We start from the raw sequence: 23,499 nt of genomic DNA, 5'->3' as shown, positions 1-23,499 counted from the left end.
CAGTGAATGATCACTGCATCTGCTTCAGATTCCCGATGCGCACCAGCATTTCCGTGAACATCTGCATGTCGGCGCGCAGGTCGGGCAGTTCCTTGTATTCGAGCGCGTTGTGCGCCGTGTACTTCTTGCCGGGCATGGCGGGGCCGAAGTTGATGGCGTTGGGCATGAGCTTGGCCGTGGTGCTGCCGGCCGTGGGCACGGGCTTGGCGTCCAGGCCCGTGGTGTCGCCGAAGATGTTGAGCAGGGTGGACAGCCAGGCGCCCTTGGGATCGCGCGCCATCCAGTTGCCCTGGGTGTACTGCAGGGTGAGGGGAACCTTGGCGGCCTCGCTCCAGCGGGTGATGCGCTGCTCGACTTCGGTGCGCAGCTGCTCGGGCGTCTTGCCGCGCGGCATGCGCACGTTGGTGGTGACTTCGAGCTTGCCGTCGGCCGCCTTGATGAGGTTGGGCGACAGGGTCAGCGGGCCCATGAAGTCGTCGGCATAGGCAACGCCCAGCTGCTTGCCGAAGTAGTCGAGGCCGAAGGCGCCGTTGATGTAGCGCAGGGCGTTGCTGTAGGCATTGGGCTGGACCAGGGCCACGCCATCGGTGGGCATGAGCACCTGCTGCAGGAACAGCGTCAGGCGCGGCACGGGGTTGACGCCTTCCTCGGGGCGGGAGCCGTGGGCCGAGGTGCCCGTGACCTTGACGGTGGCCGTCGCGCCGCTGTGCTGTATGTCGATGGTGAACGGCCCGCCCTGCCCGGCATAACTGGTGGTGAAGTCACCCTTGGCCGCCTGCAGGCGCGCGGCGATGGCGGCAATGGCGGCTTCGTCGCTGGCCGTGATGGTGGCGGTGGCGGTCTGGGCAATGGCGTTGGCCGAGGCGGCGCCGGCCATGGCGGTGATGGCCGGGCGGGCGGGGTCGGTCTTCACGTCGTCGAACACGGCCTTGAGCGCGCCCGAGCCTTTTTCCGCGACGACGGCCGGGTACTTGCTGTCCAGCACGATGTTGTAGGCAGGCAGCGTGGTCTTGCCCTGGTAGTACTTCATGGCGTCGCCGCCGGTTTCCTCGGTGGTCTCGATCATGAGGCGTATGCCGCGCGACAGGGGCAGGCCGCTGTCCTTGACGGCCTTCATGGCGAACAGCACGGTGGCGATGGAGCCCTTGTCGTCGATGGTGCCGCGCCCGTAGAGCTTGTCGCCCACGCGCGTGACCTTGAAGGGGTCGATGGCCTGGCCGTCCAGCACCCATTCGGCGGGGACGACGGGGACGACGTCTGCATGGGTAAGGATGCCGAATTCATCGGTGCCCGCGTTCGTGGCGTTCGCGGTGTTCGCGGTGTTCGCGGTGTTCGCAGGCAGGGTGACTTCGAAGATGCGGTTGTCCACGTTGCGGTACTGCAGGCCGAAGTCCTTGGCCATCTGCTGCACCAGTTCGCCGAAGGCGAGGATGGCCGGGCTTTCGTGCGGCGGCACCTTGGCATCGCGCACCGTGGGCAGGGCGACCATGCGCTCGATGCTGGCCAGCACGGCCCGCTCCTGCGTCAGCCGCGTGTACAGGCCCAGCAGGCGGGCGATGTGGTCGAGGTCCTCCCCCGCAAGCGCCTGGCCTGCCGCATGTCGCTGCACGGCCTGGGCGATGGCAGGCTGCGCGGCCGCGGCCTGCTTCAGGAAGCTGGCGAAGTCGGTGGGTGCCGGCTGGGCCTGGGCCAGCGCGTCCAGCGCGGGCTTCCTGAGGGTGTCGGCGCCGGCCGCGCCGCTCCACGCCAGGGCCATGCTCATGGCAAGGGCCAGGGTGGAGGCTTTGAACGGATGGTTCTTCATGGTCGTCGGTCTGTCGATGAATGCTGAGGCCGCAAGAATACGGGCTTTGCAGGCATGTTCCGACCAGGCCGCGCTCGCAGATCGCGCCAGAATCCGCCCCAGAACAGCAGGTCTGCGGCGCGCTATGCCGCGGAGGCCGGAGCTATCGACAGCGGAATGGTCACGGGCCCGTCGTTGAGCAGGTGCACCTGCATGTCGGCCCCGAAGCGGCCCGTGGCGACTTCCGGGTGCAGGGCGCGCGCCCGCTGCACGATGTAGTCGTACAGGCGCTCGCCCTCGGCCGGTGGCGCGGCGCGCGTGAAGCTGGGGCGGTTGCCGCCGCCGGTGTCGGCCGCCAGCGTGAACTGGCTGACGATGAGCAGGCCGCCGCAGGCGCCCTGCCCGTCCAGGTCCTGCACGCTGCGGTTCATCTTGCCCGCGTCGTCGGCAAAGATGCGCAGCTTGAGCATCTTGGCCAGCAGCTTGTCGGCCTCGGCTTCGGTGTCGCCGCGCTCTGCGCAGACCAGGGCCAGCAGGCCAGGGCCTATGCTGCCGGCGACCTGGCCATCGATTTCCACGCGGGCCTGTTGCACGCGCTGCAGGATGCTGATCATGGTTCGGGGTTCGGTTTCTTGTCGGTGGATGGGGAAGAAGTGTCCGCCTGGCCTGCCGCCTCGATGGCGGCTTCCATGGCTGTCTGCATGCCCAGCGGCAGCAGCTCGATGCGCGCGTACAGGCCGGGCACGGCCTGCAGCAGTTCGGCCTCTATCTCGGTGCGCAGCCGCGCGGCGCGGGCCACGCTCCAGTCGCCGGGCACGTGCATGTGCAGGTCGGCAAAGCTGCGCTCGCCGGCGCGCCGGCTGGAGATGTTGTCAAAGACCACGCCATGCGCGCGGTGCGCATGGCGGTCCAGAACGGCGTCGATGCGCAGGCGCTCGGGCGCGTCCAGGGCCTGGTCCATCAGGCCCTGGGAAGACTGCCAGACCAGTTGCGCGCCCTGCACGCAGATGTTGATCGCAACCCCGATGGCCACGGCCGCGTCCAGCCACAGCCAGCCTGTGAGCGCTGCGCCCATCAGGCCGATGACCACGCCGGCCGAGGTCCAGACATCGGTGAGCAGATGGCGGGCATCGCCCTCCAGCGCCATGGAGCGGTGCTGGCGCGCCGAGCGCAGCATGGCCACGGCCAGCAGGCCGTTGAGGGCAGAGCTGGCCACGGACAGCGCCAGGCCCCAGCCCAGCTGCTCCAGCGGCTGCGGGTTCCACAGCCGCGCCAGCGCCGCCCAGCCAATGGCCAGGCTGGCTCCGATGACCAGGATGCCCTCGAAGCCCGCAGAGAAGTACTCGGCCTTGTGGTGCCCATAGGGATGGTCGGTGTCCGCCGGCCGCTTGGCGATGGTGACCATGGTCAGCGCGAACACGGCGCCGGCCAGGTTGACGAAGGATTCGAGCGCATCCGACAGCAGGCCCACCGATCCCGTCAGCCACCAGGCCAGGGTCTTGAGCACGATGGTCAGCAGGGCCACGGCCACCGAGATGCGCAGCAGGCTGTGCGGCGCCATCCAGCCGGCCGCGGAAGCGGGGGCGGGAGCGTTGGCAGTAGAGGGAGTGGGTTCGGCCATGCTGCGCTGCGGTACGTGGGGGGGTGCTCCGGATTAGACCACCGCGTGCCCACCGCGTGCGCGAGCCGCATGACAGAATCCGCGCCATGAATGGATGGCAGCGAGCAGCGGGGTGGGTGCTGGCCTGGGCCCTGGCCGCAGGCTGCGGCGCGGCGTGGCTGGCGCACAAGCGCCTGCAGTCGCTGCGCGAGGTCTTCGACACCGATGCCCGCATCGCCCACCGGCTGCTGAGCCAGCGCATGGTGCAGCACGACGCCGTTCTGGGCACGCTGGCCCTGCTGCAGCCGCGCCAACCCGCATCCGGCCAGGCGCCATGGAGGCAGCTGCAGCGCCTGTATCCCCAGGTGCTGGATGTGGCGCGCCGCGCGGCCACCGCAGGCGAGCCCTGGCCCGAGACCTGGCCGCCCGGCATGGCCGAGGCCGAGCGCCGCTCCCAGGCCAGCGGCCAGGCCGAACTGGCCCTGGCCGACCTGGTCCGGGGCCGGCTGTACCTGGTGCAGGCCGGGCTGCCGGCCAGCTACGCGCTGCTGCTGGACCTGCGCGCCACGATTCCCGCCGACGAGTGGCCGCTGCCGCCCGCCACCAGCCCGGTGCGCGCATGGCTGGCCCTGGGCGGGCAGGAATTCGTGATCCAGCCGGGCCGAGCCGCCGCGCACGGCTGGAGCACATGGTCGTGGGAGGTGAGCAAGACCCTGGCCTCGCCCAGCCAGCCGCTGGTGCTGCACCTGCGCCAGCCGCTGGACGCCTCGGTACTGCCCTGGACGGCCATGCTGGGCTGGGCCCTGGGCTGCGCGCTGGCGGTGGGCGCGCTGCGCACCCTGCTGCGCCAGCGCGTGGCCCGCCGCCGCGCCGAGCAATTGCTGCAGCTGGGCCAGGTGGCGCGGCTCAATACGCTGGGCGAACTGGCGGCCGGCATGGCGCATGAGCTGAACCAGCCGCTGACGGCCGTGCTGTCCAACAGCCAGGCCGCGCGCCGCCTGCTGGCCGAGGACCCGCCCGAGATGGACGCCGCACGCCAGGCCATGGGGCAGGCTGCCGAGCAGGCCAAGCGCGCATCGGCCGTGGTGGGCAGGCTGCGCCGCCTGGTGGAGCGGCCGGGGCTGGCGCCCCAGGCCGAGCCGCTGGATCTGGGCCAGGCCGTTGCCGAGGCGCTGTATCTGCTGGAGCCCGAGCTGCGGCGCCGCCAGGTTCAGGTCATGGTGCAGGCCGCCGATCTGCCCGCCGCCCAGGCCGACCCCGTGGCGGTGCAGCAGATACTGCACAACCTGCTGGTCAATGCACTGCAGGCCATGGACGAGCAGCCGCCCGCAGCCCGCCATCTGCGGGTGGAGCTGGCACGCCGCGACAGCCGCCTGATGGTGGCCGTGCACGACAGCGGCCCCGGCGTGGCGCCCGAGATGCGCCAGCGCCTGTTCACCCCGTTTGCCACGGGCCGCGCCCAGGGCCTGGGACTGGGCCTGACGCTCAGCCAGAGCCTGGCCGAATCCATGGGCGGCACCCTGGAGCTGGCCGCATCCGCCGCCACCCCGCCGCAAGGCGGAGCGCGCTTCGAGCTGCTGCTGCCTGCGGCCCATGGCCCGGCACCTGCCGCACCCAACGCCCCTCAGGAACCACCGACCCCATGACTGCCGCGCCCGCCCAAGACCTGTCCCCGCTGATCCATCTGGTCGATGACGACGAGGCCGTGCGCGACAGCCTGGCCCTGCTGATCGGCACCGTGGGCCTGCGCGTGCAGTGCTGGGCCGATCCGCTGGCCTTTCTCGACGGGCTGGACCGCCAGGGCATAGGCGCCATCGTGCTGGACGTGCGCATGCCCGGCATCGGCGGGCTGGCCCTGCTGGGCCGGCTGATGGAGCAGGGTGTGGACCAGCCCGTGATCATGCTCACCGGCCATGGCACGGTGGACATGTGCCGGCGCGCCTTCAAGGCCGGCGCGGCCGAGTTCCTGGAAAAGCCCGTGGACGACGAGGTGCTGATCGATGCGCTGCAAAGCGCCGTGCGCCAGCATGTGCAGTCGCGCGAACGCCAGCAGGCCGACCGCGATGCCCAGCAGCGCTTTGCGCAGCTTTCCGCGCGCGAACGCGAGGTGCTGGCGCTGATCGTGCAGGGCCTGACCAACAAGGAGATAGGCCGCAGCCTGGAGCTGTCGCCCCGCACGGTGGAGACGCACCGCGCCAACCTGTTCGCCAAGCTGGATGCGCCCAGCCTGGCGCAGCTCATACGCCGCTACGCCAGCCTGGCCGATCCGGCGGCAGGCGCCTGAAGCTCCACCGCCGCGCCCAGCGCGCCTGGCTTCTCCGTATTTCTACGCAGCGGCGCACGTAACCGTCCGAATGGTGCGCGGCGACGGCATTTTCTACAGTGCATGCATGCCGTCCGGGCTTGTGTCCCGGGCCGTCCTGACCCCCAAGGAGAAGACCATGCAACGCCGCACCACCAAGCTCGCCACCCTCGCCGCCCTGACCCTGGGCCTGATCGCCACCGCCGCCCAGGCCGATGCCGTGCGCACGGAAAAGAACATGTCGCTGGAGCTGGCCAACCAGATCGCCGCACGCAGCGTGGCCGCCTGCGCCGCCGACGGCTATGCCGTCACCGCCACCGTGGTGGACCGCGCCGGCACCGTGCGCGCCGTGCAGCGCGCCGACAATGCTGGCCCCCACACGCTGGAGGCCAGCCGCCTGAAGGCCTACACGGCCGCATCGGCCAAGAACAGCACGCTGGCCATCATGGAGGGCGCGCAGAAGAACCCCGGCGCCGCCAACCTGGTGAATATTCCCGGCTACCTGCTGCTGGGCGGTGGCCTGCCGGTGAAGGTGGGCAACGAGGTGATCGGCGCCGTGGGCATCGGCGGCGCGCCTGGCGGCCACCTGGACGACAAATGCGCCCAGGCCGCGCTGGGCCAGGTGCAGGAACTGCTCAAGTAAGGCGCACGCAAGGGCTACCACACTGCGCCGCACCGCGCCCGGCCGCGCCTGCCCTTGATGCGGCGCTGCAAAAAAAAGACAGGCCGCCACGGCGGCCCCTGATGCCCGACAGCCGCACGCGCCCCCACGCGTCAGCGGCCGCTCACCCTCGCACAAGAGCGCTATCAAAATCTCTGCGATTCCGCTATAAATCACCAGCGAGGGGGACGCATGCCAGAGAACATCGATGCGCAAGACACGGGGCCCGATGATGCGCTGTTGCGGCTGATAGCAGACACGGCTCCGGCCATGCTGGCCTATTTCGATGCGCGCACGCTGCGCTGCCGCTTCGCCAACATCAACTACGCACGCAATTTCGGCTTGACGCCCGCCGAGGCCGTGGGCAAGACCGTGCGCGAGATCGTGGGCGAGGCCGTGTGGCAGCTCATCGCGCCGCAGGTGGAGCGCGGCCTGCGCGGCGAGCATGTGCGCTACGAGCGCGAGGTGCCCCAGCCGGATGGACCGCCTCGCCATATCGAGTCGCTGCTGATGCCGCACTTCGAGCAGGGCCGGCTGCAGGGCGCCGTGGTGCAGATCACCGACGTGAGCCACCACCACCATGTGGCGCAGAAGGTGCGTGACAGCGAAGAGCGCATGCGCAAGTTCACCGAGGTCACGACCGAGGCCATCGTCATGCACCGCGACGGCCTCATCATCGACGGCAACGAGGCCCTGTCCCGCCTGGCCGGCTACACGCTGGACGAGCTGATCGGCCGCCCCATCCTCGACTACATCTGCCCGGAATTCCGCCTCTACGCGCTGCAGTACATGCGCAGCGGCCGCGAGGACCGTTTCGATGGCGCCCTCCAGCACAAGGACGGCCACCGCATTCCCGTGGAGATCGAGGCCAAGACCATGCCGGCCGGGGGCAGGCCCTACCGCATCGTGCTGGTGCGCGACATCACGCTGCGCCAGCTGGCCCAGGAGCGCATGGACTTCCTGGCCCAGCACGACCAGCTGACCCAGCTGCCCAACCGGGTGCGCCTGATCCAGATGCTGCGCCAGGCGCTGTCGCTGGCCTCGGTCAAGCAGCGCACGCTGGCCGTGCTCCTCATCGACCTGGACCATTTCAAGACCATCAACGACTCGCTGGGCCACCAGGCCGGCGACCTGCTGCTGTGCGAGGTCGCCCAGCGCCTGCGCGGCAGCGTGCGCGCCCATGATCTGGTGGCGCGCGTGGGCGGCGACGAATTCGTGGTCGTGCTCACCGATGATCCCGATCCGCAGGAGACCGAGACCCAGGCCAGGCACCTGCAACGCATCATCGAGGCACCCTGCACCATCGACGGCACGCCGCTGGTGGTCTCGCCATGCATGGGCATCGCCATGTACCCGGGCGACGGAAAAAGCGCCGAGGAACTGCTCAACCGCGCCGAAAGCGCCACGCACACGGCCAAGGACAGCGGCCGGCGCAACCTGCAGTTCTACGCACCCGCCCACGGCGGCCAGGCCACCCAGATGCTGATGCAGGAGCAGCAACTGCGCGGCGCGCTGGAGCGCGGAGAGTTCGAGCTGCACTACCAGCCCCAGACCTTCACGGCCGATGGCCGGCTGGCGGGCTTCGAGGCCCTGGTGCGCTGGCGCCACCCGCAGCGCGGCCTGGTGCTGCCCGGCGAGTTCATCGGCTTTGCCGAGGCGCGCGGCCTGATCTCGGCCATAGACCACTGGGTGCTGCGCGAGGCCTGCCGCCAGGCTCGCCAGTGGCAGGACGAGGGGCTGCGGCCCGTACCCCTGTCCGTGAATGTCTCCGCGCTGGAATTTCGCCAGCGCAACATGGCGCGCGAGGTGGCCCTGGTGCTGGAGGAAACCGGCCTGGAAGCGCGCTGGCTGCACATCGAGCTGACAGAGTCCACGCTGATGCACACCAGCGGCCAGGTGCAGGACACCTTGCAGGCGCTGCAGGCCCTGGGCGTGGGCCTGGCCATCGACGACTTCGGCACCGGCTATTCCTCGCTGGCCTATCTGCGCCGCCACCCCATCAACCAGCTCAAGATAGACCGGTCCTTCATCGCCGACGTGCCCGATAGCGAGGACGACACGGCCATCGTCACCGCCATCGTGCAGATGGGCCACAGCCTGCATCTGGACATCGTCGCTGAAGGCGTGGAAACACCTGCCCAATTGGAGCTTTTGCGCGACCTGGGCTGCGGCATGATGCAGGGGTACCTTGTGGCGCCGCCCATGCCGGCCGACAGAGCGCGCGCCTGGCAGTTGCACAACAGTCATCCAGTCCAACGACAATAGCCCATGGTTTCGCTTCACAACCCCTCGCAGGCCTCAAGGGCCGCAGCCACCTTGCACACCGACCCCCAGCGGGCCCTGGAGCATGTACAGCAGATCTACCGCGAGCAGATAGAGCACCTGCGCACGAACATGCAGCGCTTCGTCTCCGGTGAAACCCCGGCCGCCCCCGTCCACGCCTACTACCCCTTCGTGCGCATGCATACGGCCACCGTGTCACGCGCGGACACGCAGCTGGCCTACGGCTTTGTCGAGGGGCCGGGCACGCACGAGGCCACGCTCACGCGGCCCGACCTGTTCTCGCGCTACTACGCCGAGCAGTTCCGCCTGCTGATCAAGAGCCACGGCGTGCCGCTGGAAGTGGGCCTGAGCGACAAGCCCATCCCCATCCACTTCTCGTTTGCCGAGAACGACCACATCGAAGGCACGCTGTCGCGCGAGCGCCGGCAGCTGATGCGCGATGTGTTCGACCTGCCCGACCTCGAGGCCATGGACGACGGCATCGCCAACGGCACCTGGCGCCCCCAGCCGGGCGAGGCCCTGCCGCTGTCGCTGTTCACGGCCCCGCGCGTGGACTATTCGCTGCACCGGCTGCGCCACTACACGGGCACCCAGCCGGAGTGGTTCCAGAACTTCGTGCTGTTCACCAACTACCAGTTCTACATCGACGAGTTCATCCGCCTGGGCCACGCCGAGATGGCCCGGGAAGACAGCGAGTACGTGGCCTTCATCGAGCCCGGCAACGTGGTCACGCGCCGCACCGGCCTGCCGGCCCAGCCCAATGACGAGCTGGGCACGCCGCCGCCGCGCCTGCCGCAGATGCCGGCATACCACCTGGTGCGCGCCGACCACAGCGGCATCACCATGGTCAACATCGGCGTGGGGCCGGCCAATGCCAAGACCATCACCGACCACATTGCCGTGCTGCGCCCGCACGCCTGGATGATGCTGGGCCACTGCGCGGGCCTGCGCAACAGCCAGCAGCTGGGCGACTACGTGCTGGCCCACGCCTATGTGCGCGAGGACCATGTGCTGGACGAGGAGCTGCCGCTGTGGGTGCCCATTCCCGCGCTGGCCGAGATCCAGCTGGCCCTGCAGCAGGCCGTGGCCGACGTCACGCAGATGGACGGGCCCGACCTCAAGCGCATCATGCGCACCGGCACCGTGGCCAGCACCGACAACCGCAACTGGGAGCTGCTGCCCAACAACCTGCCCCAGCTGCGCTTCAGCCAGAGCCGCGCCGTGGCGCTGGACATGGAAAGCGCCACCATCGCGGCCAACGGCTTCCGCTTCCGCGTGCCCTATGGAACGCTGCTGTGCGTGTCCGACAAGCCGCTGCACGGCGAGATCAAGCTGCCCGGCATGGCCAACCACTTCTACCGCGAGCGCGTGGACCAGCATCTGCGCATCGGCATGCGCGCCATCGACATCCTGCGCGAGGGCGGCACCCAGCGCCTGCACAGCCGCAAGCTGCGCAGCTTCGCGGAGGTGGCGTTCCAGTAGCGCCCCGCCACCGGCCACCTGCTGCCAAGGGCCCCGCTTCGCACCGCCATCCAGGGACGCACATGCCATCCACGCTGCCCACCCTGGATTTTTTCTCCATGACCTCGGTCGTGGCCCTCAACATGATGGCCATGTCGGCCGCCCTGCCGCTGGCCATGGGGCGGCGCGTCAGCGGTGCCGCGCGCCATGCCCAGCATTTCTTCCTGATCCAGGCCGGTGCCTGGATCTTCATCCTCATCGCCAGCCGCCTGCCGCAAGGCCTGCTCTCGCGCGAACTGCTGTCGCTGGGCGCAGCAGCCTGCGCGGCATCGGCACAGTGGCAGATGGCGCGCGCCTTGCGCGAATGGCTGGGGCCCCGGCCGCCCTGGCTGGAACGCGGCCTGATCGCGCTGTGCTTTCTGGGGCCGCTGGGCTTCACCCTGCTGCTGCCCCACTTGTCCTTGCGCACCGGCTGGTTCAGCGCCGCCCACGGACTGAGCCTGCTGGCGCTGGCCGGCCTGTGCCTGGAGCCACGCCGCCCCGTGGCACGCAGCTGGCGCTATCTGATGTGCGGCGTGGCCGTCTTCATGGGGCTGGTACTTCTGGTGCGCAGCTACCTGGCCCTGGCCACGCCCTTCCTGCCCAGCTTCACGGCCGACAGCGGCGCCAACCAGATATTCGCCCTGCTGGTCACGCTGAGCAGCACGCTGCTGATGGTGGCCGTGCTGGTGGCCTGGCGCGACGAGACCAACCAGCAGCTGCGCGACATGGCCTTGCAGGACATGCTCACCGGCCTGCCCAACCGCCGCGCCCTGCTGGAGCGCGCCCCCGCCATGCTGGCGCATGCCCAGCGCCACCGGCAGGCCCTGGCCCTGGTGATGCTGGACCTGGACCACTTCAAGCATGTCAACGACGAATACGGCCATGCCACGGGCGACCGTACGCTGTGCCTCTTCGCCCGCCTGCTGCAGCAGCAATTGCGCAGTGACGAAATCGCTGCGCGCTGGGGCGGCGAGGAGTTCTGCCTGCTGCTCTACACCACGGACGACGGTGTGGATACCATGTGCACCCGGCTGCAGTCCGCGCTGCTGCAGGCCTCGACGCAGACGCTGGGCTTCGAAGTCCGCTTCAGTGCCGGCTGCGCCCACGCGCCCCAGGTCTGGGACGGCCTGCGCCTGGAAATGCTGCTGCCTGCCGCCGATGCCGCGCTCTACGCTGCCAAGCGCCGCGGGCGTGACTGCTGGACGCAGGTGCGGCTGAGCCCACCGCAGCAGCAGGCCTGCGCCGATGCGCCAGCTGTATCGGAGACGCCGGAGACGCCGGATGCGCCGGCCAGGCCCGCACTGGCCGCCAAGCCTGCGCGCTAGCCCCGGACCCCAGGAAAACGCTCCATGCCCGCGCTCTTCGACGCCCTGAACCTGCGCAAGCGCTACGGCGACACCACGGTGGTCGATGACCTGTCCTTTTCCATCGCTCCCGGCGAATGCCTGGGCGTGATCGGCCCCAATGGCGCGGGCAAGACCACCACGCTGCGCATCTGCCTGGGCCTGACGGCACCCGATGCGGGCCATGTTCTCTACCACCCCGAAGACGGCTCGCCGCCGCTGCACATGCCTGCCGATGCACTGGCCATCAAGGCGCGGCTGGGCGTGGTCTCGCAGAACGACACGCTGGACCCCGACTTCAGCTGCGCGGAAAACCTGGGCGTCTACGCGCGCTACTTCGGACTGGGTACGGCGCAGATGCGTGACCGCATACCGCAGCTGCTGGACTTCGCGGCGCTGTCGCACAAGGCCGCGGCCAGGCCGGGCGAGTTGTCCGGCGGCATGAAACGGCGCCTGTCCCTGGCGCGCGCCCTGGTCAACGACCCGCGCCTGCTGCTGCTGGACGAACCCACCACGGGCCTGGACCCGCAGGCACGCCACCTGATCTGGGAGCGTCTGCAGTGGCTGCTGCAGCAGGGCAAGGCCATCTTGCTGACCACGCATTTCATGGACGAGGCCGAGCGCCTGTGCTCCCGGCTGCTGGTGCTGGACCACGGCCGCAAGATCGCCGAAGGCCGCCCGCGCGAACTCATCGCCGAGCACCTGGAGCCCGAAGTGGTCGAGGCCTACGGCAACGGCGCCCTGGGCCTGGCGCATGACACGGCACTGCGCCCCCTGGCCGGGCGCACCGAGGTCAGTGGCGACACCGTCTTCTTCTATACGCACGACGCGCGCCCGCTGCTGCAGGCGCTGGCCGCGCACAGCCACCTGCGCACCCTGCACCGCCCGGCCAACCTGGAGGACCTGTTCCTCAAGCTCACCGGCCGACAGATCAGAACCGACGGCTGAACCACCATGACCGAACCCGCATCGGACACCCCCAGCATCTGGCGCCCCCCCGACCTGTCGCTGCGCTGGTGGCCGGTGTTCCTGCGCAACCTGCTGGTGTGGCGCAAGCTGGCCCTGCCCAGCCTGATCGGCAACATCGCCGAGCCGCTGATGTGGCTGGTGGCCTTCGGCTACGGCATGGGCGCCTTGGTGGGCGAGGTCACCGTGGGCGCCACGGGCCGGCAGGTGCCCTACATCCTGTTCCTGGCCAGCGGCTCCATCTGCATGAGCGCCATGAATGCCGCCAGCTTCGAGGCGCTGTACTCGGCCTTCTCGCGCATGCATGTGCAAAAGACCTGGGACGGCATCATGAACGCGCCCATCAGCCTGGACAGCGTGCTGCTGGCCGAGATGCTCTGGGCCGCCTTCAAGGCGCTGTTCACGGTCACCGCCATCCTGGGCGTGATGCTGGCGCTGGGCATCAGCCATTCGCCCAGGCTGCTGGTGGCCTGGCCCGTGCTGCTGTGCGTGGGCATCATGTTCTCCAGCATCGCGCTGATCTTCAACGCCCTGGCCAAGGGCTATGACTTCTTCACCTACTACTTCACCCTGGTGCTCACGCCCATGATGTTCCTGTCCGGCGTGTTCTTCCCGCGCGAGCAGCTGCCCGAGGCCGTGCGCCTGGCCTCGGACTGGCTGCCGCTGACCAATGCCGTGGAGCTGGTGCGCCCGCTGTTCATGGACGAGTGGCCGGCCCACCCGCTGCGCCACGGCCTGGTGCTGGCCGCCACCACGGTGGCGGCCTACTGGTTTGCGCTGGCGATGACGCGCAGGCGCTTCAGGGCCTGAGATCCGGCCGTTCTTCAGCGCGCTGCGGCGCGGATCATGTCCACCGCCTTCTCCGCGATCATCACCGTGGGCGCATTGGTGTTGCCGCTGACGATGCGCGGCATGACCGAGGCATCGACCACGCGCAGGCCCTTGAGGCCGTAGACACGCAGCTGCGCATCGACCACGTCCATGGGCCCCGGCCCCATGCGGCAGCTGCCCACGGGGTGGTAGATGGTGTCGGCATGGCTGCGGATGAAGGCCTCGATGCCCGCATCGTCCTGCGCGCCGGCCGAGGCCGGCATCTCGCGCCCGCCCAGGGCCGCCAGCGCCGGCTGGGCCAGGATCTCGCGGGCGCAGCGCACGCCGTTCACCATGCGCCGCAGGTCCTGCGCATCGGAGAAAAAGGCCGGATCCACCAGCGGCAGGGCCAGCGGGTCGGCACTGGCCAGGCGCAGGCTGCCCCGGCTGGCCGGCTGCAGCACGCAGACATGCAGGGAATAGCCGTGGCCCCAGACCGTCTTGCGCCCATGGTCCACCAGCTTGGCGACGACGAAGTGCAGTTGCAGGTCGGGCGCGGCCTCGCCGGGGCTGCTGCGGATGAAGCCGCCCGCCTCGGCAAAGTTGGTGGTCAGCATGCCGCGCCGCTGGCTGCGCCATTGGCCCACGGCGGCCAGCAATCTGCGCGCACCGCCCAGTGACAGGCCGAAGCTGTCGGTCAGCTGCGCGCCATCGACCACCAGCACCACATCCGGGTGGTCATGCAGATGGGCGCCCACGCCGGGCAGATGGTGGACCACATCGATGCCCAGCGAACGCAGGTGCTCGCCCGGCCCCACGCCAGACAGCATCAGCAGCTGCGGCGACAGCAGCGCGCCGCCGCTGAGCAGCACCTCGCGCCGGCAGTGCAGTTGCTGCACCGTACCGCCCTGCAGGTACTCCACGCCCACGGCGCGCCGGCCCTCGAACAGAATGCGCAGCACCTGGGCACCCGTTTCCACGCGCAGATTGGGCCTGGCACGGTGCGGCGCCAGATAGGCCTTGGCGACGTGGTGGCGCTCGCCGTTGCGCTGGGTGACCTGGTACAGGCCCACGCCCTCCTGCGCCTGGCCGTTGAAATCCGCGTTGTGCGCATGGCCGGCCTGCACGCCCGCCTGCACGAAGGCCCGGGACAACGGGTTGGGATCGCGCAGCTCGGCCACGTTCAGGGGCCCGCCCGTGCCATGCCAGGCGTCGGCGCCGCGCTCGTTGTGCTCGGCGCGCAGGAAGTAGGGCAAGACTTCGCTCCAGCTCCAGCCCGGGTTGCCCTGGGCGGCCCAGTGGTCGTAGTCGGCCGGCTGGCCGCGCACATAGACCATGGCGTTGACCGCGCTGGAGCCGCCCAGCACCTTGCCGCGCGGCTGGTGGCCACGCCGCCCGCCCAGGCCCGGCTGGGGCACGGTGGACAGGCCCCAGCTGTGGCGCCCGCCCTTGGCCATGGCGGCCATGCCTGCCGGACAGTGGATGAGCACGCTGGAGTCGGCCGGCCCGGCCTCCAGCAGCGCCACCTGCGTCTGCGCATCCTCGCTGAGCCGCCCGGCCAGCACCGAGCCCGCCGAGCCGCCTCCGATCACGATGTAGTCCAGCATGCCTCCCCCTCCCCTGCGGTGTAGCCATCCACTGTTGCAGTCGCCTGCGCGGCGCCGCAAGCCGGGGCAAACCCGGTGGATGCTCCGAATCCCGCTACGATCGCTGGATCGCATTCACGTTCGCATTCACTTTGTTCGTTTGAGGAGACTGACAGTCATGGCAATTCAAACCGTAGGCATCATCGGCGCAGGCACCATGGGCAACGGCATCGCGCAGGCCTGCGCGGTATCGGGCATCGACGTGGTCATGGTGGACATCTCCGATGCCGCCGTCCAGAAGGGCGTGGCCACCGTCTCGGGCAGCCTGGACCGCCTGATCAAGAAGGAAAAGCTGACCGAGGCCGACAAGGCCGCCGCCCTGGCCCGTATCAAGACATCGACCGACTACGCGGCGCTCAAGGGCGCGCAGCTGGTCATCGAGGCCGCCACCGAGAACTACGAGCTCAAGGTCAAGATCCTCAAGCAGCTGGACGCCCTGCTGGATGCCGACGTCATCGTCGCCACCAACACCTCGTCCATCTCCATCACCCAGCTGGCCGCCGTGACGGGCCGTGCCGACAAGTTCATCGGCATGCACTTCTTCAACCCCGTGCCCATGATGGCGCTGGTGGAGATCATCGTCGGCCTGCAGACCAGCGACGAGACGCACGCCACGGTCAAGGAACTGTCCGAGCGCCTGGGCAAGAGCCCCATCACCGTGAAGAACGCGCCCGGCTTCGTGGTCAACCGCATCCTGGTGCCCATGATCAACGAGGCCTTCTTCGTGCTCGCCGAAGGCCTGGCATCGGCCGAGGACATCGACGCCGGCATGAAGCTGGGCTGCAACCAGCCCATCGGCCCGCTGGCCCTGGCCGACATGATCGGCCTGGACGTGTGCCTGGCCGTGATGGAGGTCTACCTCAAGGAATTCGGCGACAGCAAGTACCGTCCCTGCCCCCTGCTCAAGGAAATGGTGGCCGCCGGCCGCCTGGGCCGCAAGACGGGCCGCGGCGTGTACAGCTACTGATACACCGCCCCCAAGGCCAAGCGAAGGCGAAGGCAGCTCAGGCTGGCCTTCGCCTTTTGTTTTGGTGGCCGCGCGCTACTTGGTTTTGCGCACCAGCGCCAGCATGTCCTCGATGACGATGTGACGTATCGACCTGAGCATTCTCAGGTGGGCACTTCTTGTGGAATGGTCCATTGCAGAGTCGGCAGGCTGGTGGAGCTGGCCAGCCTCGAATTCTGCGATCAACGTATCGGCCTGCGGAGCCAGCATGCCAAGCATCCTGTCGAGCACACGTCCGCTTGTGCTCTGGGTCAGGCCCAAGGCCGTACCTGCGGCCAGCAGCTTTCCGTAGGTCACGTCGGCAAAGAAGGCCGCACCCCCAAGCGGAACCGTCAGCCGCTCCTGTGGCCATACCGCATGTTCATCGGCGTAAGCCCGCGTGTGATAGACGGCGGTGCTCAGGAGATCGTAGAACGGCGCCAGCCTGACGCCGCCCCGGTCCACCAGGAACGACAGATTCTTCAGATGACTGTCGCTGTTGCCCACCAGGGTGTTGAACAGCAGCCACTGATAGATGCCCATCCGGGCTTGCGCCTTTTCGCGGCAGCGGTCCATCAACGACGCCAGTGTCTGGATGCTGGCTCCTTGATATTTGAAAGTCCGGGCCAGGTCGAGCAGTTGGCAGGCATCCACCACATGCAGTCGCAGCCACTCTTGGGACGCTTCATCAAACACGCGGTCAAAGCGGTTGATGACATAGGCCGGCTCGGGCGTGTACAGCAGGTGTACCGGCGGCACATCAAGCCCCAGGCGCCCGGCAAGCTTCATGGTGAAGGCCTCGTTGACGGTCGAGTGCGGATAGCCTTCGGCCGTGGAGTCCGGCTTGAGGATATGGCTGGAAGCCGTCCCTTGGAAGGGTTCCTGCAGGCGAGCGGTTTTCTCGTCGTACAGCACCACCATTTTGTGCTGCGCTCCAGCCAGGGACATGCGCTTGGGTGATCCGGCATGCAAGGATGTGCGCGGCAAGTTCCTGAGTCTCAGCGACAGTTCGCCGAACTCCAGCCTCCTTGCGCCGCGCTCGGCTGCACCCGCCCCAGGCGGCAGCAGGACCAGGGATCCGGCCGATTCCGCGCCAAGGGCCTGCAAAAGGCCGAAGGCATCGTGCTCATTCACCTCCAGCTCTTTGCTGATCGCACTGCGCAGTGCTTCCTCGGGCAGCAGGTTGTCGAAGAACCATTGGACGCTGCGGTGCGTAGATCCGTCGATGTGCCTGCGCTTTGCCAAGGAAATGCCGGGCGCCAATGGGAAAGCGCGAGGGTCGCCCATCCACTCCTCCTCATAGGCAAAGCCCCAGACATCCCTGTTTTCGACCAGCTTTCCGGCAAGCCGGCCGTTGATGAATACGTCCAGGATGCGTGCGGTCACGGCCTGTTCTTTTCGAAGGCGGTGCGGAAGAACGCATCGTCCGAGTCGCGGGCACCGGGCTCCTCCCTGACTTCAGCGGCTGGCCCTCCGTCCGGTGCGCCCTGGCGCGTTCGGTACTCGTGGGAACCATGGGACTCAGGTGGCAGCCTGGCCTGGCGGCGCTGCAGATAGGCCTGCTCGGTTCCCTCGGGAAGGTCGATGAGCACCTCGATTCCCAGTTCGGACAGCAGTTGCAGCACGCGCCCAAACTGGACCGTGGGCTTGCCGCGCTCCACGTCCCGCACAAAGACATGGCTCACGCCTGCGGCGCCTGCTGCATCGTCCTGGCGCAAGCGCCGCGCCTTGCGAACGGCCCATACCGCGTCACCGAGTGCATCCACAGAGTCGATGGAGATCTTCATGGCTTCAATGAAATCGAAAGCATGGTTTCGATCTTATCGATCGGCAATGGCGCTGGCAATGAATCGAAACGAACTTATCGATTTTCATCGATCAGCTTCCCAAACCTCAGAAAACGAAAGCATTGCTTAGATATTCATTTCGTTTTCAACCGTCCTCTGCGCGACTGCACCCATCCCTGGCCTGCTCTAAGGTCCATGCGCAGGAGACACGCATGGACATCAACACCCCCACCCCGCCGCCCGAAGGCTGCATCAGCTGCGAAGTGCGCGGCCATGTGCTGCTGATCGGCATCAACCGTCCCGCCAAGCGCAACGGCTGGACGCCCCCCATGTTCCAGCAGCTGGCCGAGGCCTATACCCGGCTGGACGACGACCCGCAATTGCGCGTGGGCGTGCTGCATGCGTTCGGCAGCCATTTCACGGCGGGGCTGGACCTGCCGGTGATGGCGGAGTACCTGCGCTCGGGCAGGAAGGCCATCCCGCAAGGCCTGGTGGAGCCGCACGACTACGGCCTGGTCGGCTACCGGCGCCGCGCCAAGCCCATGGTGGTGGCGGTCAAGGGCATTTGCTTCACGGTGGGCATCGAGCTGATGCTGGGCGCCGACATCGTGGTGGCGGCCGACGACTGCCGCTTTTCCCAGCTGGAGGTGCAGCGCTGCATCATGCCCACGGGCGGCGCCACGCTGCGCATGGCCGAACGTGCGGGCGTGGGCAATGCCATGCTGCACCTGCTGACGGCCGACGAATTCGACAGCGCCGAGGCCTATCGCCTGAACTTCGTGCAGAAGGTGGTGCCGGCCGGCGAGGAGCTGGCCGAGGCGCTGCGCATTGCCGAGCGCATTGCCGCCCAGGCCCCGCAGGCCGTGGTGGCCACGCGGCTCAATGTGCTCAAGGCCATCGAGCTGGGCCAGGCCGCTGCCGTGGCCGACTTCATTCCCGTGCAGCAGCGCCTGGCCAGCAGCGAGGATGCGGCCGAGGGCGTGCGCTCCTTCATCGAAAAACGCCCCGCTCGCTTCACGGGCCGATAGGCCCCCTCGGTCCCTCGACCCCTCGACCCCTGCGGATCTTCACCTTCCGATCCGAAGGGGTTTTTCAAATTAAGTTGTGCACAATTTAATTGACAGCAATAATTCAACCCATGCCCAGCAGCCACCCCCTTCCTCTCGACAGCTCCGAGCTTCTGCGCCTGGACAACCAGGTCTGCTTCGCGCTGTACTCGGCATCGCTGGCCATGACCAAGCTGTACAAGCCCCTGCTCGATGGCATCGGCCTGACCTATCCGCAGTACCTGGTGATGCTGGTGCTGTGGGAGCGCGACGGCCTGACCGTGTCCGAGATCGGCGAACAGCTGTATCTGGATTCGGGCACGCTGACCCCGTTGCTCAAGCGCCTGGAAGGCGCGGGCCTGCTGGAGCGGGTGCGCGATGCGCATGACGAGAGGCGCGTGCGCATCACGCTCACGCCGCAAGGCCGGGCACTGCGCGATGCGGCTGAAAAGATTCCCGCCTGCGTGCTGCAGAGCACGCAGTGCACGCTGCCCGAGTTGCAGGCGCTGACGCAGCAACTGGGCGCACTGCGCCAGCGGCTGGTGCCGCGCCGCAGCGATTGACGACCACCCGCAGACGATTTCCTCCACCCGTCCGCACGCCGGACAACTTTGCAAAAGGAAGACACCATGGCCCAGCTCGAAAAAGTCCTGTACACCGCACGTGCCCACACCACCGGCGGCCGCGACGGCGCCTCGCGCACCGATGACGGACGCCTGGATGTGACCCTGTCCTCGCCGGGCACCAGCGGCACGGGCACCAACCCCGAGCAACTGTTCGCCGCCGGCTACTCGGCCTGCTTCATCGGCGCCATCAAGGCCGTGGCCGGCAAGCAGAAGATCAGCCTGCCCCAGGACCTGGCCATCGACGCCGAAGTGGACCTGGGCACCATCCCCAACGCCTACGGCATCGCCGCGCGCCTGAAGGTCAGCCTGCCCGGCATGGACAGGGCCGCCGCCCAGGCCCTGGTGGACGCGGCCCACCAGGTCTGCCCCTACTCCAACGCCACGCGCGGCAACATCGACGTGCAGATCACCCTGGCCTGATCAGGCCCAGTCCGGCCTCTGCAGCCAGTGCAGCCTGCGGCGCAGGAGGTCGTAGCGGGCGTGACAGGTCAACGGCCCGTGCAGCACATCGGCTGCATAGCTGACCAGCGCGATCTCGCCCACGGCGGCCTGCCAGTGCTCCTGCATTGGCAGGCCGCTCATCCATTGCAGCACCTGGTCACGGGGCCAGGCAGCGCTCCAGGCGCCCAGCGTCACATGGGGCACGTAGGGGCGCATCGCCTCGGTCAGCGCCAGCCCTGGCCCTGTCTGCGCGAGCACGCCATGCAGTCCGTGCAGCGTGCAGCCGTCCGGCCTGACGTCGCGCACCTGAAGGTAGGGCGCCATCTCGAAACTTCCCCAGCCACCGAACTCCAGCTGCAGCGGCGCGGCCGGCAGGTGCTGCAGCGCGAGCAGGTCGCGCGACAGTTGCGCCGCGCCGTAGGCCTGCGGCAGTTGCGCACCGCCATCCAGAAAGCCCGCGGTGGCAAGGGTCACGTGCAGTTGCCGCTGGCAGTGCGGGACCAGCGCCGCGCCCAGCCAGCGGCGTGCCTGCGCACAGGCGGCTTGCACGGCGTCGCGCACAGGCGGGGCCAGCGCCTGCATCGTCACCACCCAGACCGCATAGCGGCCACGGCCGAGGTGCCAGGCGCTCCAGTCGTCGGATGGCCCGGCCGCACTGGCGATGGCATGGGATTGCAGGAAGTGGGGCAGCAGCGGCACGGCGGGCGGATCGGCGTTGTCGGGCGGACGCAAAGCTTAAGCCAGCCCGGCGACAATCGCCCCATGTCTGCCACACCATACGATCCTGATCTGAGTGCCGTCCCCGATGCCGGTTCGCACGCCTATGCCCGGCTCACGCCCGACGCCGTGCTCGACGCACTGGCCTCGGTCGGCCTGTGGGGCGATGGCCGGCTCACGGCCCTGGCCTCCTACGAAAACCGCGTCTACCAGGCCGTGCTGGAGGACGGCGAACGCGTGGTGCTGAAGTTCTACCGCCCGGGCCGCTGGAGCCGCGATCAGATCCTGGAGGAGCACGCCTTCAGCGCCGAGCTGACGGCCGCCGAAGTGCCTGCCGTGCCCCCGCTGGTGCTGGCAGGTGCCACGCTGCACAGCTACGCGGGCTTTGATTTCTCGGTCAGCCCCTGGCGCGGTGGCCGCCCGCCCGAGCTGGACGATTTCGAGGTGCTGGAGTGGACCGGGCGCTTCCTGGCCCGCATCCACACCGTGGGCGAAGCCCGCCCGTTTGTGCACCGGCCCGCGCTGGATCTGGCCACCTTCGGCCACGACTCCATGCAATGGCTGCTGGACCGGAAAATGATTCCGCTGGAGGTGGAATCCACCTGGAAAGCCGCCTGCCAGCGCGCCCTTGAGCTGATGGCACCCGCTGCCGACGGCCTGAGCGCAGCCGGCCACTTCGGCCTGCACAGCGCGCGCACGCTGCGCCTGCACGGCGACTGCCATCCCGGCAACGTGCTGTGGACGCCGCTGGACGACGAAGGCCATGGCGGCCCGCACTTCGTGGACCTGGACGATGCGCGCACGGGCCCGGCCGTGCAGGACCTGTGGATGCTGCTGTCGGGCGACCGCAGCCAGCGCACGCGCCAGCTGGGGGCCCTGCTGGATGGCTATGAACAGTTCCGCCCCTTCGACCGCCGCGAGCTGGCCCTGATCGAGCCGCTGCGCACGCTGCGCCTCATCCACTACAGCGCCTGGCTGGCGCGGCGCCAGGACGACCCGATCTTTGCCATCAACTTCCCCTGGTTCGGCACGCCCGACTACTGGCGCGGGCAGGTGGACATGCTCAACGAGCAGATCGAGGCGATGCAGGAAGAGCCTCTATACGCCTGAGGCCACCGGGCCGCCTGCCTGCCGAAGACAGAGATCTTTACAAATTGTCCAGACCTCCTGCGCCCTATCCAGGGCTGCGGGTTCCGGGGTATTCTCGGCCCGAAATCCCACCGGCCATGCCCTACTCCGCCTTCCCCCCTACGCTGCCCAACCCGCTACAGCCCTTGCCTGCCGGGCAGAAGGTGCTTGTGGTGGACGACGTCCCGGACAACGCCGCCATCATCTGCCAGGTGATCAAGGATCTGTGCAGCGTGCTCATGGCCCACACGGGCGAGGACGCGCTGACCCTGGCTCGCCAGTACCTGCCCGACCTCATCCTGCTGGACATCCGCATGCCCGAGATGGACGGCTTCGAGGTCTGCCGGCGCCTGAAGGCGGACCTGGAAACCGCCCACATCCCCGTCATCTTTCTCACGGCGCTGACCGAGCCCCATTGCGAGGAACTGGGACTGAACCTGGGCGCGGTGGATTTCGTGACCAAGCCCTTTCGCCCGCCCGTGCTCAAGGCGCGTGTGCGCACGCATCTGGAGATTGCACAGCAGCGCAAGATGCTGCAGCTGCTCTCGCACAGCGACGGGCTGACGGGCACGGCCAACCGGCGCTTTTTCGGCGCCCAGCTGGAGCGCGAGTTCATGCGCCTGCAGCGGCTGGGCGAGCCGCTGTCGCTGGTGATGATCGATGTGGACCACTTCAAGGCCTACAACGACCACTACGGCCATCTGGTCGGCGATGAATGCCTGAGCCAGCTGTCCCAGGCCATACAGGGCGCGCTGCACCGGCCTGGCGACCTGCTGGCGCGCTATGGCGGCGAGGAATTCGTCTGCCTGCTGCCCCATACGGCGCTGGACGGCGCGGTGCTGGTTGCGCAGGGCATCGTCGATGCGCTCAGGGCGCTGGACCTGCCCCACGCCGCCTCGCCCCTGGGCCATGCGCTGACCGTCAGCCTGGGTGTGGCCAGCATGGCGCCTTCGCCCGACAACAGCGCCGACCAATTGCTGGCCGATGCCGACCGGCGCCTGTACCTCGCCAAGAATGCGGGCCGGGACCGTATCGTCTGGGCGGGGTGAACCGAAGCTCCCCCTGAGCGGCTGCCCTAGGCTGGGCCAGGCGCACCTTCCAGGGCGACGCATACGCTTAAGCGTTAGCAACGCCCGTCGACGCGGCAGGCCGGTACGACCTGACCGCTGGCGTCGCGCCATTGCAACTGGCCGGCGGGGGTCTGGGAGGGCGCTGCAGGTGCGGGCTCCTGCGGTGTTTGGGTGGCGGAGCGCTGCGGGTCGTGCAGCACGGTGGACGAGCCCACGCCCACACCCACCCGCGCGCCGCCCACGCCCGTGGAGGCGCCCACGCCGGCGCTGCCCAGTACCTGGCCGCTCTGGTTGACGCCCACCCCAACGCCCAGCGGCCCCACGCCCGTGCCGACACCGGCGCTCAGCCCGCCGCTGCCCAGCCCGACGCCCACCGATACCGGGCCGACGGGAATGCCTATGCCCACGCCGCCGCCTACCGAGCCGCAACCGGCCAGCAGCAGCGCGCAGGCGGCAAGCGCGGCCCCAGCCGCCTTGCGCAATGGCGGGCAGGTGATGAATGCGGTGGGTGGAACTGGCATGCCGGACTCTCAGGACAAGGGGAAAACACAGGGACGGCCACAGGGTACACCCGCCCGCCTGGCGCACGATGCCAGCGGTATGCCCGGGTGCATGCCAGGGGCTCGGAGGCGGCGAAACACCCAGGACACGCGGGTTTCTTAGAATTCACCCATTGGCCTGCGGGTCATTCCAGATTCCATGCGCTCCCGGACAGTGCCGCGGCGCCTCGGGGCGCAAGGCCTGCGCGGCGCCTCTTTCCCTCGCTTTCGTCTTCTTCGCGTTCCCTTTTTCTATGCAAACC

22 protein-coding genes are annotated in these 23,499 nt (G+C 68.6%); 14 read left to right on the top strand and 8 right to left on the bottom strand.

Going from position 1 to position 23,499, the window contains the following annotated elements; genetic code table 11:
* Positions 1 to 10: 10 nt before the first annotated feature.
* From ACF8NF_RS07195 to ACF8NF_RS07185, 3 genes are all read right to left on the bottom strand, one after another.
* The gene (locus ACF8NF_RS07195; protein WP_392450332.1) at positions 11 to 1,804 is read right to left on the bottom strand and encodes a dipeptidase; all 1,794 of its coding nucleotides are present in this window, start codon (positions 1,802 to 1,804) and stop codon (positions 11 to 13) included.
* 122 nt (positions 1,805 to 1,926) lie between these two features.
* The gene (dtd, locus tag ACF8NF_RS07190; protein ID WP_279493463.1) at positions 1,927 to 2,397 is read right to left on the bottom strand and encodes a D-aminoacyl-tRNA deacylase; all 471 of its coding nucleotides are present in this window, start codon (positions 2,395 to 2,397) and stop codon (positions 1,927 to 1,929) included.
* Positions 2,394 to 3,404, bottom strand: a complete 1,011-nt coding sequence (locus ACF8NF_RS07185) for a cation diffusion facilitator family transporter (RefSeq protein WP_034366824.1) — start codon at positions 3,402 to 3,404, stop codon at positions 2,394 to 2,396. The genes dtd and ACF8NF_RS07185 overlap by 4 nt, the downstream gene beginning before the upstream one ends.
* Positions 3,405 to 3,490: 86 nt before the next feature.
* Between ACF8NF_RS07185 and ACF8NF_RS07180 the strand changes: the two genes are divergently transcribed.
* From ACF8NF_RS07180 to ACF8NF_RS07145, 8 genes are all read left to right on the top strand, one after another.
* Complete coding sequence (locus tag ACF8NF_RS07180) at positions 3,491 to 5,029, top strand: sensor histidine kinase (protein ID WP_392450331.1); 1,539 nt, start codon at positions 3,491 to 3,493, stop codon at positions 5,027 to 5,029.
* Positions 5,026 to 5,667, top strand: a complete 642-nt coding sequence (locus tag ACF8NF_RS07175) for a response regulator transcription factor (protein ID WP_277849360.1) — start codon at positions 5,026 to 5,028, stop codon at positions 5,665 to 5,667. Before ACF8NF_RS07180 ends, ACF8NF_RS07175 begins: the two co-directional genes overlap by 4 nt.
* 157 nt (positions 5,668 to 5,824) lie before the next feature.
* Positions 5,825 to 6,328, top strand: coding sequence for a heme-binding protein (locus ACF8NF_RS07170; protein ID WP_202396483.1), 504 nt, complete (start codon positions 5,825 to 5,827; stop codon positions 6,326 to 6,328).
* A 210-nt stretch (positions 6,329 to 6,538) separates the two neighbouring features.
* Complete coding sequence (locus ACF8NF_RS07165; protein ID WP_016446545.1) at positions 6,539 to 8,611, top strand: bifunctional diguanylate cyclase/phosphodiesterase; 2,073 nt, start codon at positions 6,539 to 6,541, stop codon at positions 8,609 to 8,611.
* Between the two features lie 3 nt (positions 8,612 to 8,614).
* A complete protein-coding gene (locus tag ACF8NF_RS07160) occupies positions 8,615 to 10,111 on the top strand; it encodes an AMP nucleosidase (RefSeq protein WP_016446546.1) in 1,497 nt (498 codons plus the stop codon).
* Positions 10,112 to 10,173: 62 nt separating this feature from the next.
* A complete protein-coding gene (locus ACF8NF_RS07155) occupies positions 10,174 to 11,457 on the top strand; it encodes a GGDEF domain-containing protein (protein ID WP_392450330.1) in 1,284 nt (427 codons plus the stop codon).
* Positions 11,458 to 11,481: 24 nt separating this feature from the next.
* Entirely contained in the window at positions 11,482 to 12,423 is a 942-nt protein-coding gene (locus ACF8NF_RS07150) for an ATP-binding cassette domain-containing protein (RefSeq protein ID WP_016446548.1), read from the top strand.
* Positions 12,424 to 12,429: 6 nt separating this feature from the next.
* Positions 12,430 to 13,251: an ABC transporter permease gene (locus ACF8NF_RS07145; RefSeq protein WP_017406567.1), complete on the top strand. Its 822-nt coding sequence runs from the start codon at positions 12,430 to 12,432 to the stop codon at positions 13,249 to 13,251.
* Between the two features lie 14 nt (positions 13,252 to 13,265).
* Here the strand turns inward: ACF8NF_RS07145 and ACF8NF_RS07140 are convergent, their stop codons facing one another.
* Positions 13,266 to 14,858 (bottom strand): GMC family oxidoreductase, encoded by a 1,593-nt coding sequence (locus tag ACF8NF_RS07140; protein ID WP_046239436.1) that lies wholly within the window; start codon positions 14,856 to 14,858, stop codon positions 13,266 to 13,268.
* A gap of 157 nt (positions 14,859 to 15,015) precedes the next feature.
* Here ACF8NF_RS07140 and ACF8NF_RS07135 point away from each other — a divergent pair, with 157 nt between their 5' ends.
* Complete coding sequence (locus tag ACF8NF_RS07135; protein ID WP_016446551.1) at positions 15,016 to 15,864, top strand: 3-hydroxybutyryl-CoA dehydrogenase; 849 nt, start codon at positions 15,016 to 15,018, stop codon at positions 15,862 to 15,864.
* A 75-nt stretch (positions 15,865 to 15,939) separates the two neighbouring features.
* Here the strand turns inward: ACF8NF_RS07135 and ACF8NF_RS07130 are convergent, their stop codons facing one another.
* Together ACF8NF_RS07130 and ACF8NF_RS07125 are read right to left on the bottom strand one after the other, a co-directional pair.
* Entirely contained in the window at positions 15,940 to 17,268 is a 1,329-nt protein-coding gene (locus ACF8NF_RS07130; RefSeq protein ID WP_017406565.1) for a HipA domain-containing protein, read from the bottom strand.
* On the bottom strand, positions 17,265 to 17,669 hold the full coding sequence (locus tag ACF8NF_RS07125) for a helix-turn-helix domain-containing protein (protein ID WP_016446553.1): 405 nt from the start codon (positions 17,667 to 17,669) through the stop codon (positions 17,265 to 17,267). Before ACF8NF_RS07125 ends, ACF8NF_RS07130 begins: the two co-directional genes overlap by 4 nt.
* A 212-nt stretch (positions 17,670 to 17,881) precedes the next feature.
* Between ACF8NF_RS07125 and ACF8NF_RS07120 the strand changes: the two genes are divergently transcribed.
* The 3 genes from ACF8NF_RS07120 to ACF8NF_RS07110 all read left to right on the top strand — a co-directional run bounded on the left by ACF8NF_RS07120 (position 17,882) and on the right by ACF8NF_RS07110 (position 19,761).
* Complete coding sequence (locus ACF8NF_RS07120; protein WP_047218472.1) at positions 17,882 to 18,697, top strand: crotonase/enoyl-CoA hydratase family protein; 816 nt, start codon at positions 17,882 to 17,884, stop codon at positions 18,695 to 18,697.
* A gap of 110 nt (positions 18,698 to 18,807) precedes the next feature.
* Positions 18,808 to 19,278, top strand: a complete 471-nt coding sequence (locus ACF8NF_RS07115) for a MarR family winged helix-turn-helix transcriptional regulator (RefSeq protein ID WP_016446555.1) — start codon at positions 18,808 to 18,810, stop codon at positions 19,276 to 19,278.
* Between the two features lie 66 nt (positions 19,279 to 19,344).
* Positions 19,345 to 19,761 carry an organic hydroperoxide resistance protein gene (locus tag ACF8NF_RS07110; RefSeq protein ID WP_016451896.1) on the top strand — a complete coding sequence of 139 codons (417 nt, stop codon included), beginning with the start codon at positions 19,345 to 19,347 and terminating at the stop codon, positions 19,759 to 19,761.
* Here the strand turns inward: ACF8NF_RS07110 and ACF8NF_RS07105 are convergent, their stop codons facing one another.
* Complete coding sequence (locus tag ACF8NF_RS07105; protein ID WP_392450328.1) at positions 19,762 to 20,514, bottom strand: 2'-5' RNA ligase family protein; 753 nt, start codon at positions 20,512 to 20,514, stop codon at positions 19,762 to 19,764.
* A 30-nt stretch (positions 20,515 to 20,544) separates the two neighbouring features.
* Between ACF8NF_RS07105 and ACF8NF_RS07100 the strand changes: the two genes are divergently transcribed.
* Entirely contained in the window at positions 20,545 to 21,609 is a 1,065-nt protein-coding gene (locus ACF8NF_RS07100; protein ID WP_016446558.1) for a serine/threonine protein kinase, read from the top strand.
* A gap of 116 nt (positions 21,610 to 21,725) precedes the next feature.
* A complete protein-coding gene (locus ACF8NF_RS07095) occupies positions 21,726 to 22,676 on the top strand; it encodes a diguanylate cyclase (protein WP_016446559.1) in 951 nt (316 codons plus the stop codon).
* Between the two features lie 74 nt (positions 22,677 to 22,750).
* Here the strand turns inward: ACF8NF_RS07095 and ACF8NF_RS07090 are convergent, their stop codons facing one another.
* Positions 22,751 to 23,218, bottom strand: coding sequence for a hypothetical protein (locus tag ACF8NF_RS07090; protein ID WP_016446560.1), 468 nt, complete (start codon positions 23,216 to 23,218; stop codon positions 22,751 to 22,753).
* Between the last annotated feature and the right edge of the window lie 281 nt (positions 23,219 to 23,499).

Source organism: Delftia sp. WSY_22 (genome assembly GCF_043104185.1).
In the GTDB taxonomy this organism is placed as follows: Bacteria; Pseudomonadota; Gammaproteobacteria; order Burkholderiales; family Burkholderiaceae_C; genus Comamonas; species Comamonas tsuruhatensis.
This window is presented reverse-complemented; position numbering and strand designations above follow the sequence as displayed.

Coding starts and splice junctions, on each gene's coding strand:
- ACF8NF_RS07195 (WP_392450332.1), bottom strand. CDS start 1,804: ATGAAGAACCATCCGTTCAAAGCCTCCACCCTGGCCCTTGCCATGAGC.
- dtd (WP_279493463.1), bottom strand. CDS start 2,397: ATGATCAGCATCCTGCAGCGCGTGCAACAGGCCCGCGTGGAAATCGAT.
- ACF8NF_RS07185 (WP_034366824.1), bottom strand. CDS start 3,404: ATGGCCGAACCCACTCCCTCTACTGCCAACGCTCCCGCCCCCGCTTCC.
- ACF8NF_RS07180 (WP_392450331.1), top strand. CDS start 3,491: ATGAATGGATGGCAGCGAGCAGCGGGGTGGGTGCTGGCCTGGGCCCTG.
- ACF8NF_RS07175 (WP_277849360.1), top strand. CDS start 5,026: ATGACTGCCGCGCCCGCCCAAGACCTGTCCCCGCTGATCCATCTGGTC.
- ACF8NF_RS07170 (WP_202396483.1), top strand. CDS start 5,825: ATGCAACGCCGCACCACCAAGCTCGCCACCCTCGCCGCCCTGACCCTG.
- ACF8NF_RS07165 (WP_016446545.1), top strand. CDS start 6,539: ATGCCAGAGAACATCGATGCGCAAGACACGGGGCCCGATGATGCGCTG.
- ACF8NF_RS07160 (WP_016446546.1), top strand. CDS start 8,615: ATGGTTTCGCTTCACAACCCCTCGCAGGCCTCAAGGGCCGCAGCCACC.
- ACF8NF_RS07155 (WP_392450330.1), top strand. CDS start 10,174: ATGCCATCCACGCTGCCCACCCTGGATTTTTTCTCCATGACCTCGGTC.
- ACF8NF_RS07150 (WP_016446548.1), top strand. CDS start 11,482: ATGCCCGCGCTCTTCGACGCCCTGAACCTGCGCAAGCGCTACGGCGAC.
- ACF8NF_RS07145 (WP_017406567.1), top strand. CDS start 12,430: ATGACCGAACCCGCATCGGACACCCCCAGCATCTGGCGCCCCCCCGAC.
- ACF8NF_RS07140 (WP_046239436.1), bottom strand. CDS start 14,858: ATGCTGGACTACATCGTGATCGGAGGCGGCTCGGCGGGCTCGGTGCTG.
- ACF8NF_RS07135 (WP_016446551.1), top strand. CDS start 15,016: ATGGCAATTCAAACCGTAGGCATCATCGGCGCAGGCACCATGGGCAAC.
- ACF8NF_RS07125 (WP_016446553.1), bottom strand. CDS start 17,669: ATGAAGATCTCCATCGACTCTGTGGATGCACTCGGTGACGCGGTATGG.
- ACF8NF_RS07120 (WP_047218472.1), top strand. CDS start 17,882: ATGGACATCAACACCCCCACCCCGCCGCCCGAAGGCTGCATCAGCTGC.
- ACF8NF_RS07115 (WP_016446555.1), top strand. CDS start 18,808: ATGCCCAGCAGCCACCCCCTTCCTCTCGACAGCTCCGAGCTTCTGCGC.
- ACF8NF_RS07110 (WP_016451896.1), top strand. CDS start 19,345: ATGGCCCAGCTCGAAAAAGTCCTGTACACCGCACGTGCCCACACCACC.
- ACF8NF_RS07100 (WP_016446558.1), top strand. CDS start 20,545: ATGTCTGCCACACCATACGATCCTGATCTGAGTGCCGTCCCCGATGCC.
- ACF8NF_RS07095 (WP_016446559.1), top strand. CDS start 21,726: ATGCCCTACTCCGCCTTCCCCCCTACGCTGCCCAACCCGCTACAGCCC.
- ACF8NF_RS07090 (WP_016446560.1), bottom strand. CDS start 23,218: ATGCCAGTTCCACCCACCGCATTCATCACCTGCCCGCCATTGCGCAAG.